Source organism: Subdoligranulum sp. DSM 23681, assembly GCF_057005535.1.
The window spans coordinates 1,227,984-1,241,142 of the sequence record NZ_CM168050.1 but is presented as its reverse complement, the minus strand read 5'-3'; the positions used below and the strand labels follow the sequence as shown (position 1 = coordinate 1,241,142).

The following is a 13,159-nucleotide window of genomic DNA, read 5'->3' as shown; positions in this document are numbered from 1 at the left end:
CCTGACCCTAAGGCGAAGGAAAACGCCTGAATAAAAGTCCCGTGCAGTTCCGTCTGCACGGGGCTTTTTATGTTGGCAGATCCCTGGCAAATGTCCGGAAACGGACAAGAAACCGGGAAAGACAGCATCCATCCGGACGATCCCGGGAAAAACGATGTGCCAATCTTTCGCCGCCGGACTGCATTCCGCGCCGGCCATATCCCACCTGACCGGAAAAAGTCGGTGCTCTGCCCCCACAAAAGGGCGCTCTGCCCACAAGAGGGCGCGGAGGACGGAAACAGCTGCGAAGCAGCCAGACAGGGCGCCCCGCAAGGCGGCAGAGGAGCAGCCGGGAAAGGCAGCCCCGCCGGAAGTTGCACCCAACGCACAGCAAACCCTGGGTTTGTCCCCACGCGGAAATTCTCTGCGTGGGGCTTTTTGGTTTTTTATGGAGGGAGAAGGCACCATCCTGCATTGTTTTGCCCAAAAAGTGGCGCAAAATGTGTGGATGTGGGGCAAGGTGGAAACAAAGTGGGGATAAAGTGGGAGAAAAGGACGCCGGTTTTGTGCTTCCGGACCGGAAACAGCGGCAAGACAGCACTTTTGGTTCCGGCGTGGAAAGGAATGTCCCCCCTGGCCGGAACAGGCCCTGCGGGCCAATATCCTGGCCCAGATCAGTCTGGCGCTGAACCGTATCTGGACCGAGTGGTATCCCAGCCGGGGCTACAACTTCAACATCACCGGCTCTCCGGCCGTGGACCAGGTCTTTACCGAGGGCCGCACCGTCTATGCTGTCATGGAACGGCTGACGGCGGAGCTTTTCTCCACCTATGTGCGCCGCACCGGAGATGCCGAACCCTACTTCACCGAGTACTGTGACGGCAAGCTGGTGACCTGCAAGGGAATGAAACAGTGGGGGACGGTGGACCGGGCCAACGAGGGCAAGACTGCTTTGCAGATCCTGCGGTATTACTACGACAATGATGTGAACCTGGTCACCACCAACAACATCGCCGCCATCCCCGAAAGCTACCCCGGTACCGCTCTGCGCCTGGGCAGCACCGGCACGTCGGTGCGGATCATCCAGCGGCAGCTGGACCGCATTGCCAAGGACTACCCGGCCTTCGGCAAGCCTACGGTCAACGGCACCTTTGACGCCGCCACCGAAAGCAGCGTCAAGGCGTTCCAGAAATACTTCTCCCTCACCGCCGACGGGGTGGTGGGGCGGGCCACCTGGTACAAGATCAGCTTCATCTACGTCAGCGTCAAGGAGCTGGCCCAGCTGACCAGCGAGGGCGAAAGCTGGGCGGGCACCGTCACCGGCGGCGTCTGGCCCGAGGTGGTGCTGCGCCGGGGGGATACCGGCGCCTATGTGGAGCTGGTGCAGTTCTGGCTGTCCACCCTGGCTGAATTTGACAACGCCATCCCCGACCTGACGGTGGACGGCAATTTCGGCGCCGGAACCGAACGATCGGTGAAAGCCTTCCAGTCCGAAAACGGCCTCACCGCCGACGGCGTGGTGGGGCAGGTCACCTGGGATGCCCTGTACGGCGCCTGGGTGGATGTGCAGAGTGACATGGGCGGCACCGCCTACCCCGGCACCGCCCTGCGCACCGGCAGCAAGGGCAACGATGTGCGGCTGGTGCAGTTCTGGCTGCGCATCGCCGCCGACAACTACCCCACCCTGCAGACGGTGACGGTGGACGGCAGCTTCGGGTCCGGCACCGCGGCGGCGGTGAAAGCCTTCCAGAGCCTGTTCGGTCTGACCTCCGACGGGGTGGTGGGCCGAACCACCTGGACCAAACTCAACGAGGTGGGCATCGCCGTGGCCAACAAGCTGGTGGAACCCGGGGTGGAGCCGGGACAGTTCGTCACCACCCTGCGCCAGGGCAGCACCGGAACGCCGGTGCGGGCACTGCAGTACTATCTGCGCCTCATTGCCGAATACTGGGCCGGTGTGCCTTCGGTGGCGGTGGATGGCGTCTTTGGCGCCGCCACCACCGAGTCGGTGAAGGCATGGCAGCAGCAGGCGGGGCTGACCGTGGACGGCATCGTGGGACCAGCCACCTGGCAGAGCATCTACGAGAACGCCATGCGCATGGCCGCCAGCGGGCCGGTGGTGCGTCTTTCCCCCTTGCCCGAACCCGCCCGCACCCTGGTGCCCGGGGATGTGGGCACCGAGGTGCTGGTCCTGTCCCAGATGCTGGCCTTCCTGGCCCAGTGGCTGCCGGATATCCCGGCCCCGGCCGAGACCGATGTCTTTGATGCGGCGGTGGAACTGGCCGTACAGGCAGCCCAGAAGCTGCTGAACCTGCCGGTGACCGGGCAGGTGGGGCCGGAAGACTGGCAGACCTTTGCGGATGCCGCCGCCGCTCTGTACACCGTCACCCCCTCCGCTGCGGCGCCGGAACCGGCGGGCGTCTGGCCGGGGGCCGCTCTGGCGGCGGGCAGCGCCGGTCCCGCCGTGCTGCAGGTCCAGCAGTGGCTCAACGTGCTGGGCAGCGTCTACTGCGGCTACAGCTTTGTGGAGGAGACCGGGGTGCTGGACGCCCAGACCCTGGCGGTGCTGGAAGCCTACCAGGAAAAGGTGGGCCTGGACCCGGTGGGCGTGGTGGATGACGCCACCTGGCTGAGTCTGCGTGCGGCAGCGGCCCCGTACGCGGCACAGGAAAGCTGAGCGCCGCAGAAAGAAGGGGACCGCTATGGCCAAACTGTTTGTGTACGATGTTTATGCCAACAAATTCCTGATCTACCGGGATCTGAGTGAGAACGATCCCATGCCCTACAGCTACGGCAATACCCTGACCCTGCGGGAATTCCGGGGCTCCTCCAACGCCGCCGTGCTGTGGACCACCACCGCCGCCATGGAAGCCTGGAACCTGACCCGCCGTACCTACGGGGCGGGCATTCCGGTGGGGTACGCCTTCAAGCGAATCTGGGAGGGCGGCCACGGCACCGCCAGCCAGCACTACGCCGGGGTGGCTTTTGACGTGGGACAGAGCACCACCGCCGCCAACCGCCGCAAGATCCACGCCGCCGCCACAGCCACCGGGGCCTGGGGGTATGTGGAACCCTTGTCCATGACCCCCACCTGGGTCCACTTTGACCGCCGGTACGGCACGCCCGCCTGTTCCGGCACCACCGCGGGCTACCCCACCTGCCGCAAGGGGGACCGCAGCACCTATGTGCTGATCCTGCAGGATGCCCTCAACGCTCTGGGCTACAGCACCGGCACCCTGGACGGCATCTTCGGCAGCAGGACCTATACCGCCCTGCAGGGGGCCCAGCGCAGCTTCGGGCTCACCGCCGACGGCGTCTGCGGCTGCAGCACCTGGAAAAAGCTCACCGTTGCCGTGGTGGGCATCGGGCGCACCCAAACGGTGATTGATTCCTGAAATGGCTGTGCTATAATAAAAATAAAGAAAAGCGGGCGCGGCCCGAATCGGAAGAACAAGGAGATGTAGCCCATGCAAGATGTGATGGAATTCCTGCGGGGCCGCCGTACCTACCGGCGGTTTTTGCCCAAACCCGTGCCCGAGGAAGTGCTGCGGGATGCCCTGGAAGCGGCCCGCATCGCCAGCTGCGGTGCCAACCGCCAGACCCTGAAATATGTGCTGGTGCAGACCCCCAGTGTGGTGGCCGAGATGAACCATCTGGTCCGCTGGGCGGCCTTCCTGCCGCCGGAACAGGGCCAGCCCAAGGCAGGGGAGACCCCCACCGCCTTCATCGCGGTGTTCCAGGACGAAAGCCTGCCCGGGGTCAACGACACCGACGCGGGGCTGGCTCTGGGCAGTCTGACCGCCGCGGCCTGGGGCCACGGGGTAGGCAGCTGCATCATGGGCGCCATCGACCGTCCCGCCATCAAGACCCTGCTGGGCCTGGATAAGCAGGAACGCCTGCGGCTGCACAGCGTGGTGGCCCTGGGCTATCCCGCCCACCACAGCCGTGTGGTCCCCATGCAGGGGGACGACGTGCGGTACTACCTGGACGAAAACCGGGATTACTGCGTGCCCAAGCGCGCCATGAAAGAGATTCTGCTGGGCGAATTCTGAACCTAAAAGCGGGCGGTCTGCTGCAGGACCGTCCGCTTTTTTTGTGGAACTTCCACAATTTTATGTGTGAAAATTGTGAAACCGCCTTATTGACAATAAAATAACAATATGATATGATACATCCTAACGAAAGGGAGTAGTTGCACAACGCCCGTTGTGTTGGATTCCGACAAGCACAGCCGCAAGGCTCGGATATTCAAGCCCCCGGCAAGGGTTGACAAGACTTTTACCACAGGTGATGCCTGGGGCAAAAGTCTTTTTTGTTTATCTTTTCGTTTCGGGGGCGGTTCGCCCGGACCCGCCCCGCCGACCCTGACCCGGGCTGTGCCAAATCTCATTGGCAAGGAGGAGTACCATGAACCTGAATCTGAATTTCCGCATGCCCCAGGGGGACGGCGCCGCCAAAGGCGCCCGCCGTCTGCGGGGGCTGGGGCTGGTGGCGGTGCTGGTCGTCCTGGTGCTGGTGCTGCTGGGCAATTCCGTCTACAGCATCCGCGAACAGGAAAACGCCGTCATCACCACCTTCGGGGTGCCCCACACCGTATCCACCAGCGGCCTGCATTTCAAGATCCCCTTTATACAGCGGGTACAGAAGGTGGACATGACCATCAAGGGCATTTCCATCGGTTACGACAGCGCCACCAACGAGTCCACCATCAGCGAAAGCCTGATGATCACCAGCGACCTGAACTTTGTGAACGTGGACTTTTTCCTGGAATACCGGGTGGTGGACCCGGTGGCCTATCTGTATGCCAGCCAGGAACCCACCCTGATCCTGCGCACCCTGGCCCAGAGTTATATCCGGGACACCATCGGGCTGTACCCGGTGGATGAGGTCATCACCACCGGCAAGAACCAGATCCAGAGCGAGATCAAGGACAAGCTGGCCGCCCGCATCGAGGCCGAAGCCATCGGCCTGCAGGTGGTCAATCTGACCATCCAGGACGCCGAGCCCCCCACGGCGGAGGTGCTGGCCGCCTTCAAGGAAGTGGAGAACGCCAAACAGGGCGCCGACACCGCCGTGAACAACGCCAACAAATACCGCAGCGAACAGCTGCCCGCCGCCGAGGCCCAGGCCGACCAGGTGCGCCAGAACGCCGAGGCCGCCAAGGAGAGCCGCATCAACGAAGCCAACGGCCAGGTGGCCCGCTTCAACGAGATGTACGCCGAGTATGTGAAGTATCCGGCCATCACCAAGCAGCGGATGTACTATGAGGCCATGGAGGACGTGCTGCCCGGGCTGCGGGTCATCATCACCGACGGATCCGGCACCCGGCTGGACATGTTCGACATGAGCGATACCGCCGCCCCGGCCGCTGCCTTCGCACCCGAAACCACCGAGTAAGCAAGAGGAGTGTACATAGATGGAAAAGACAACCAAGAAAACGGCCCGGTGGGCCGTGACAGTGCTGGTGGTGGTCCTGGCCGTGCTGCTGGTCAACGGCAGCATGGTGGTGACCAGCAGCAATGAATATTCGGTCATCCGGCAGTTCGGCCGGGTGGTGAGCATCCGCTCCCGGCCGGGTATCAGCTTTATGGTGCCGGTGATCCAGACGGTGGACAAGATGCCCAACACCGTGCTGCTGTATGACCTGCCGGTGTCCGACGTGATCACCCAGGACAAAAAGACCATGGTGGCGGACAGCTTCATCCTCTGGAAGATCACCGATCCCCAGAAGTTCATCCAGACCCTGAACGGCAGCGTGGCCAACGCCGAAAGCCGCCTTTCCAACCTGGTGTACAACAGCATGAAGAATACCATCTCCGGCATGACCCAGGCGGAGGTCATCAGCGGCCGCAGCGGCGCCCTGGCCGGGGCCATCCGGGACGGGGTGGGGGATAACCTGGACGCCTACGGGGTGGAGCTCATCGCCGTGGAGACCAAACACCTGGACCTGCCCGACGACAACAAGGAGGCGGTCTACACCCGCATGATCAGCGAGCGGAACAACATTGCCGCCAGCTACACCGCCCAGGGCGAGAGCGAGGCCCAGATGATCCGCAGCCAAACCGACAAGGAGGTGCAGATCATGCTCAGTGCCGCCCAGGCCGATGCCGAAAAGCTGGAAGCCGAGGGCGAGGCGGAGTACATGCGCATCCTGTCCGATGCTTACGCCGACCCCCAGAAGGCGGAATTCTACAGCTTTGTGCGCAGCCTGGACGCCGCCCGGGCCAGCCTGCAGGGCAGCGGGGACAATGTGCTGTTCCTGGACCGCAGCTCCCCTCTGGCCGAGATCTTCTACAACAAGACCGCGTAAGATTGCCCGGGAAAACCTTCCGGTAAATGGATAAAGCAAAGCGCCCCTGCCGTATGGCAGGGGCGCTTTTGTGCGGTATGAAAAGAGGATCATTCGTGCCGGATGGCTTCCAGGGCGCTGATCTTCACCGCCCGGTTGGCCGGGGCGATGCCGGACAGGATGCCGATGACGGTGGCAAAGGCCAGGGCCGCCGCGATGAGCCAGGGCGGAATGATGGAAATGACGGTGGAACCGGTGTACATACCGCCGCCGCTGAGCAGGCTGGTGATATCAAAATACACGTTGATGCCCATGCTCTGCAAAAGCATCATGACCAGGCTGGCGATCAGAGTGAGGTTGTTGAGCACCAGCCCCACCAGCAGGCTGAGCACGGCACCCGCCACCCCGCCGATGAAGCCGATGAACCCGCTTTCGATCAGAAACATCCGGCGGATGTTGCGCAGCTCACAGCCCAGCACCTTCATGACGCCGATCTCCCGGGTGCGCTCGTAGATGGCCATGGTCATGGTGTTGGCAATGTTCAGCGCCGCCACAAACAGGCTGATGGCCGCCAGGCCGCCCAGCATCAGCTGGTTGCGGGCCACCTGCTTCTGCATCTCCTTGCGGGTGTCGGACATGGAGTAGGTGCCGAAGCCCAGCTCCTTGATCTCGTCGCTGACCTTGTCCACGTTGTCGATCTCGTCCACCTTCACGTAGACCTGGTTGTACTGGGTGGTATCGGCGTTGTTGTTCTTGATGAGCTTGTTGTACTCCTCCATGAGCATCTTCATGTCCTTGAGGCGCAGCACAATGCCGCTCTGGGTCCAGTAGTTCTTTTCGTCCAGGGCCATGGTGCCCACCACCACCAGCTCCCAGCTTTCCTCCTTGGGATTCTCGGTGTCGCCGTTGGACAGGGTCAGGGTCATGGTATCCTTGTTCACGTCCACAAAAGGTTCCAGCTCGTTGCCCATGGCATCGGTCATGCCGTAAAAGCGGTACCGCTTGGAGCTGTTCATGCTGCGGCGGGTATCCTCAAAGTTATAGCCGGTATAGGGCCCTACCAGCACCGGGATCTTGCCCTTGCCGTAGGAGGTGGAATCTGACATCCATTTGCCGTCGGTGAGGGTGAAGCCCATGGGTTCCATGGCGGCGGGGTCGATGCCGTACAGATTGTACAGACCGGTCATCTGGTAGCGGTCGCTGCGTCCGGCGCTGATGCGTCCGTTCAGGCTGTACCCCTCATAGTAGGGGGTGGCGGCCACCACATGGTCCAGCTTCTTGAATCCGGCCACGGCCTCGTCGTTGAGCACGGCGGGCTGGTCGGGGCTGGACGAGGAGGTGGTCACGCCGCCAATGGACACGGCCATGCCGCCGCCTCCGCCGTAGACCTGGATCTGGGTCAGGTCGCCCCAGCTCTGGAGCATTTCGTCGTAGGCCTTGTTCTGGGCAATGCCCAGACTGATCATCACGATGACCGCGCAGGTGCCCACCACCACGCCGATCACGGTCAGCGCGGTGCGCCCCTTGCGGCGGGAAAGGTTCTTGGCGGCCAGCGCCACCTGATCAGAGATCTTCATCGTCTTCCTCCAGGCTGGCCAGGGCGGCCGCCTTCTTCTTCTTGCGGACCACGACCACCACGATCACCACCGCGGCGATGACCGCCACCAGGATGAGCACGATGCCCCATACCGGGAACCCGGCGGAAGGCTGGTCCATCTCCATGCCCGGGTCCATCATGCCCATGTCGTCGTAGGTGGGCATGTCCATGACGGTGGCGGAAAAGTCCTTGGTCACCGTCTTGAGGCTTCCGTCCTCCGCCTCATAGGTCAGGGTGATGGTGCCGGTCATGGGGCCGGCCTGGGTGGGCATCAGGTCGAAGTCCACGCTGTTTTCGGTGCCGGCATTCACGTTGCCGATGTACTGCTGGGTCAGGTCGGCGCCCAGGTTTTCCCCGGAAATGGTGGCTTCCAGGTTGGACACCGGGTTCTTGCCCTTGTTCACAAAGTTCAGGGTCACGCTGGTGGAGTTGCCCACATAGATGGTATCGCTGATCTGCAGCTGGCCCACCTCAAACCGGTCGGGCTGGCTGATGGGCACCGAGATCACGGTGGAGCCGGTGACCGAATTGCCGCTGAGAGCGCCGGCCCCCACCAGGTTCACGGTGATGTCGGCCACGCCGCCGGTAAAGCCCGCGGAGGCCTGCAGGCTGAAGCTCACATCCCGGGTGGACTGGGGACTCATGGACCCCAGATAGGTGGACAGGCTGCCGCCGGTCATGGTCACGCCCTCGGGCAGGGTGAGGGAGGCCACCACGTCGGACAGGCTCTCGGTGCCGGAGGCGGCATAGACGGTGAGGGACAAAGTGAAGGGGCTGCCGGCGGTGATGGTCTCATTGCCGTAGCTGGACTGCCGCACGATCAGGCTGGGGGCCCGGGCCTTGCTGGGGTCGTTGGGGTCCTCGTCCACACACTGGCCGATGTTCACCGAGAACTGCTGCATGGGCAGGGCGTTGTCGATGTAGCTCAGGTCGATGGGCAGGCTGGTGCCGCCGCCGTTGTAGATCACGTCCCGGAACAGCAGCACATAGCTGTAATAGTTGTAGGCCGGATCGTCCTTGCCGGTGGGGTCGTCGTTCTCCTCATAGAACTGGCCGATCTCCGCCGTGCCGGTGAAGGTGAACACCGAGGAGTTCACCCGGGCCACGATCTCCTCCGGCTTGACGTTGAACTTGGCCGAGGCCCGGTCCACGATCTTCAGCACGATGTTGACCTTGTCGCCCCAGTTCACGGTGGACACTTCGCCCCCCGCCACGTCGGTGACGGTGGCTGCCACCACATAGGCCGCCCCCTGGGGGCTGGCCGTGCCGGGTTCCTGAGGGATGGGGGTGGGAGTGGGTGTAATTTCTTGAGTATTGGTGGTGCCAGAATTATCACCTTCCGCCAGGGCCGGGGCCATGACCGGGCCCGCAAACAGGGCGGCCGCCAACAGCAGGCTGGCTGTCAGTTTCAGTACAGATCGTTTCACGGGAATGGTTCCTCCTCTGATGATTTATGATTCCTTGGCCGCAGCGCCGCCGATCTCCAGGTTGTCCCGGATGGAGGCGAACAGTTCGTCGCGGTGTTGTTGCTTCACATCGTCCGGCTGGCGGACGTTGCTCTGGACCTTGCCGTCCAGAATGGTGATGATGCGGTCCGCACAGGCCGCCAGGGACGGCTCATGGGTGACCATGACAAAGGTGATCTGCTCCTGCTTGGACAGTTCCAGCATCCGGTGCAGCACCTGCTTGGAGGTGGTGGAGTCCAGGTTGCCGGTGGGCTCGTCCGCAAAGATCACCTTGGGCCGGCTCACAAAGGCCCGGGCAATGCCCACCCGCTGCTGCTGGCCGCCGCTCATCTCGGTGGGCAGGTGGTTGGCGCGGCCGCCCAGGCCCATGGTCTTGAGCTCCTTGCGGGCCATGGCCAGCCGCTCTTTGGGCGGGATGCCCTTGAACATCAGGGGCAGGGCCACGTTCTCCGCCGCCGTCATGCTGGGCAGCAGGTTGTAACTCTGGAAGATGAACCCCAGATGCTGCTGCCGGAACTTGGCCAGCTGGTCCTCGTCCATGGCACTGATCTCGTGTTTGCCGATGAATACCCGCCCTTTGGTGGGCTTTTCCAGTCCGGCCAGCTGGTTCAGCAGGGTGGATTTGCCGCTGCCGGACTGGCCCACGATGCAGCAGAATTCCCCTTTTTCGATGTTGATGTCCACGTCGTTGAGGGCAATGACCCTCTCCTTGCCGACGGCGTAGACCTTGCGCAGTTTTTCGGTGTGGATGATCGCCGCCACGGGGCGCCTCCTTTCGGGCAAAAGAGCCGCCGCAGCGGCAATTGTCGAAAACAGATATACCTTCATCATACCATAGCCGGCACCGGGTGAGAACCCCCTTTCCCGGCCGGGAAATGTAAATTTTCAGTGCCCCATTCCTGTTTTTGCCTCCGGGGCGCCATACAGAGCGGCGCCATCGGCAATCAGCACGTCGGGCAGGAACTCCAGCCCCGGCTTGCCGCCCTTGCGGGCCTGCAGCAGGAACAGCCAGGGGCGGTCCCCGGCCCGGTTCTTGACCAGCGCCAGCCGCTTGGGCTCCAGGCCGGCGGCACAGAGTACCGCGCAGACCTCGGCCAGCCGCTCAGGGCGCTGGCACAGGGCCAGCCGGCCCCCGTGGCGCAGGGCCCGGGCAGCACAGGCGGCCAGGTCGGCCAGGGTGCAGGTATCGTCATGGCGGGCGGCGGCCCTGCGGGCAGCGGGACTCTGGATGCCGCCGTGGAAGTAGGGCGGGTTGCAGGCCACCAGGTCGAACCGCTCCCGCTCCGGACCGGGCAGACAGAACTGCCGCAGGTCCCCGCACACCGGGATGATGTGGGCGGCCAAGGGGCCGTTGTCCGCCGCCGAGGCGGCGCACAGGGCCGAGGCCTCCGGGTCCAGTTCCAGGGCGGTGCAGGGGCCCCGGTGGCCCATATCGTGCCAGCACAGGGCCACGATGCCGCACCCGCTGCACAGGTCCAGGGCCCGCTCCCCCGGGCGGGGCGGGGCAAACCGGGCCAGCAGCAAGGCGTCGGAGCCGAAGGTGGCCCCGGGGGCGGTGTGTACCCGGGTACCGTTGTCCAGAATCTCAACAGACATGACCATTCTCCTTATTGGATGACCGGCGGCTGATGAACCGCCGGAATTCTGCCCATTATTATACCATAAGCGGCGCAGTATCGGAAGAAAGGGGAAGGATTTGCCTTTGGGGAGCAAAACGTGTACAATAGGCAAAGAAGAATGGGGTCGAAAGGGGGCGATGGCCATGGCCCAAGGCAAAACCACCCGGCGCAGCGCCGGCGGGGTGGAGTATGCCCTGACCCGGCGGCGGGTGCGCAACATCAACCTGCGGGTGCGGCCGGACGGCAGCGTGGCGGTCTCGGCGGCCGGTTGGGTGCCGGTGTCGGCGGTGGATGCCTTTGTGGCTTCCCGGGCCGACTGGGTCCGGCAGGTCCGACAGCGGCTCACCCTGCGCCGGCAGACGGAGGAAAAAACGCCTCTGCCCGCCAGAACCGAAGCCCTGGCCCGGATGCAGGCCCTGTGCGAGGCCTATTACCCCGTGTTTGCCTCCACCTGCCCCGGCGGGCGGATGCCCAAAGTGGCGGTGCGGGACATGCATACCCGGTGGGGGTCCTGCAGCCTGCGCACCGGGACCCTGGCCTTTTCGCTGCGGCTGTGCACCATGCCTGCCGCCGCCCAGGAATATGTGGTGGTGCATGAGTTCTGCCACTTTGCCCACCCTGACCACAGTCCGGCTTTCTGGGCCGCCGTGGGCCGGGTGCTGCCCGACTACAAGGCCCGCCGTGCGCTGCTGCGCACCCCGGTGCCCCCACCGGGCATAGAATGACCCAATCCTATCAAAAGCAGGGAGGCCCGCCCTTTGTCTGACAATAAAAAGTATTCCATGCTGGTGAGCAACACACTGCTGTTTGCCATCTCCAACTTCAGCTCCAAGCTGGTCAGTCTGTTCATCCAGCCCTACCTGACCTACGCCCTGGAAAGCCCCGACGTCATGGGCGTCATCAAGCTCATGCAGAGCGTGACCAACCTGCTGATCCCGGTGGTCAGCCTGGGGGTCAGCTATGCGGTCATCCGCTTCGGCCTGGATAAGACCAAGGACAAATCCAGCGTCTTCATGAACGGTCTGGCCACCATTCTGGCCGGATTTGCCCTGATGGTGCTCTTCTGGCCGCTGGTGCGGATGATCCCCAACGCGGCATCCTACCTGGTGCTTTTGTATATGTGCGTGCTGGCCAGCTGCCTGCGCACCCTTTGCACCCAGTTCATCCGCGCCCGGATGTGCAACCGGCTGGTGGCCATCGACGGTGTGCTCACCACCCTGACCCTGCTGGGGTTCTATTTCCTCTTCCTCAGCGTGCTGAACATGGGAGCCACCGGCTATCTGCTGGCCCTCTTCTGCTCGGACATGTGTTCGGCCGTCTTTGTGTTCCTGGCCGGGGGATGCCGGCATTATTTTAACCTGCGCAAGTTCAGCGCCTCTCTCTGGAAGGAGATGCTGCGCTACTGCGTGCCCATGATCCCGGCATCCATCAGCTTCTGGATCATCAACGCCTCCGACCAGTTCTACGTCCAGGCCATGTGCGGCGGCTACGAGGGCCGCAGCAGCGAAGCCTGGGTGGGCCTGCTCAGTACCGGGTACTATCTGCCCCAGATCATCACCTTTGTGGGGCAGTTCTTCTACGAAGCATGGCAGCTCTCCGCCGTGACGGTGGAGGAGGACCGGGAAGCCTTCTTCAGCAAGGTGTTCCGGGTGTACGCCAGCGTGCTTTTCTGCTGTGCGGCGGGCATCATCTGGCTGTGCCAGCCCATGATGCACCTGTTCCGGGCGGACTACTACGACGCATGGCAGTTCGTGCCTTTCCTGGTGCTGGCGTCCATGTGTACCTGCCTGAACAACTTCCTGAACAGCGTGTACGTTGTGTACAAAAAATCTTCCGGTTCTCTGTACACCATGCTGGCGGGGGCGCTGCTCAACCTGGTGCTGAACTATCTGTTCATCCTGTGGATGGGACCGGTGGGGGTCACCTCGGCCAGCTTCCTGTCCCTGCTGCTGGTGTTCCTGCTGCGGGCCTACTCCACCCGGGGGCTTTTGTATATCGACTTCCACCCCAAATGGATGATCGTCAATCTGGGGCTCATCCTGGTGGAGATCTGGGTGCTGTTCTATGTGGAAAACTGGGTGGCCCCGGTGACCATCCTGACCATGGTGGTCTGCGGGCTGAATTTCCGGGAAGTATACAGCATGGCGCAGAAGCTGCTGGGCATGGTGTCCGGACGGCTGCGGCGCAAGAAGTCCTGAAGGAGGCAACA

General features: G+C 63.2%; 11 protein-coding genes. 7 read left to right on the top strand and 4 right to left on the bottom strand.

The features are described 5' to 3' along the window. Positions 1 to 733: 733 nt before the first annotated feature. From AC127K_RS05905 to hflC, 5 genes are all read left to right on the top strand, one after another. Positions 734 to 2,656, top strand: a complete 1,923-nt coding sequence (locus tag AC127K_RS05905; protein ID WP_483721928.1) for a peptidoglycan-binding domain-containing protein — start codon at positions 734 to 736, stop codon at positions 2,654 to 2,656. Between the two features lie 25 nt (positions 2,657 to 2,681). Next, on the top strand, positions 2,682 to 3,374 hold the full coding sequence (locus tag AC127K_RS05900; protein ID WP_483721927.1) for a peptidoglycan-binding domain-containing protein: 693 nt from the start codon (positions 2,682 to 2,684) through the stop codon (positions 3,372 to 3,374). 72 nt (positions 3,375 to 3,446) lie between these two features. Beyond that, complete coding sequence (locus AC127K_RS05895) at positions 3,447 to 4,031, top strand: nitroreductase family protein (RefSeq protein ID WP_483721926.1); 585 nt, start codon at positions 3,447 to 3,449, stop codon at positions 4,029 to 4,031. Between the two features lie 355 nt (positions 4,032 to 4,386). After that, a complete protein-coding gene (gene hflK, locus AC127K_RS05890) occupies positions 4,387 to 5,376 on the top strand; it encodes an FtsH protease activity modulator HflK (RefSeq protein ID WP_483721925.1) in 990 nt (329 codons plus the stop codon). 19 nt (positions 5,377 to 5,395) lie between these two features. After that, positions 5,396 to 6,289, top strand: a complete 894-nt coding sequence (gene hflC / locus AC127K_RS05885) for a protease modulator HflC (RefSeq protein WP_483721924.1) — start codon at positions 5,396 to 5,398, stop codon at positions 6,287 to 6,289. Between the two features lie 89 nt (positions 6,290 to 6,378). Here hflC and AC127K_RS05880 read toward each other — a convergent pair whose 3' ends face one another. The 4 genes from AC127K_RS05880 to AC127K_RS05865 form a co-directional block, all read right to left on the bottom strand. Continuing rightward, positions 6,379 to 7,845, bottom strand: a complete 1,467-nt coding sequence (locus tag AC127K_RS05880) for an ABC transporter permease (RefSeq protein WP_483721923.1) — start codon at positions 7,843 to 7,845, stop codon at positions 6,379 to 6,381. Continuing rightward, complete coding sequence (locus AC127K_RS05875; protein WP_483721921.1) at positions 7,832 to 9,292, bottom strand: COG1361 family protein; 1,461 nt, start codon at positions 9,290 to 9,292, stop codon at positions 7,832 to 7,834. The genes AC127K_RS05880 and AC127K_RS05875 overlap by 14 nt, the downstream gene beginning before the upstream one ends. A 24-nt stretch (positions 9,293 to 9,316) precedes the next feature. Further along, entirely contained in the window at positions 9,317 to 10,093 is a 777-nt protein-coding gene (locus AC127K_RS05870) for an ABC transporter ATP-binding protein (protein WP_483721920.1), read from the bottom strand. Between the two features lie 123 nt (positions 10,094 to 10,216). Further along, on the bottom strand, positions 10,217 to 10,927 hold the full coding sequence (locus tag AC127K_RS05865; protein ID WP_483721919.1) for a tRNA1(Val) (adenine(37)-N6)-methyltransferase: 711 nt from the start codon (positions 10,925 to 10,927) through the stop codon (positions 10,217 to 10,219). A gap of 166 nt (positions 10,928 to 11,093) precedes the next feature. On the opposite strand from AC127K_RS05865, the gene AC127K_RS05860 reads away from it, so the two are divergent. Continuing rightward, a complete protein-coding gene (locus tag AC127K_RS05860; RefSeq protein ID WP_483721918.1) occupies positions 11,094 to 11,675 on the top strand; it encodes a M48 family metallopeptidase in 582 nt (193 codons plus the stop codon). 33 nt (positions 11,676 to 11,708) lie between these two features. Beyond that, positions 11,709 to 13,148 carry a lipopolysaccharide biosynthesis protein gene (locus AC127K_RS05855; RefSeq protein WP_483721917.1) on the top strand — a complete coding sequence of 480 codons (1,440 nt, stop codon included), beginning with the start codon at positions 11,709 to 11,711 and terminating at the stop codon, positions 13,146 to 13,148. Positions 13,149 to 13,159: the final 11 nt, after the last annotated feature.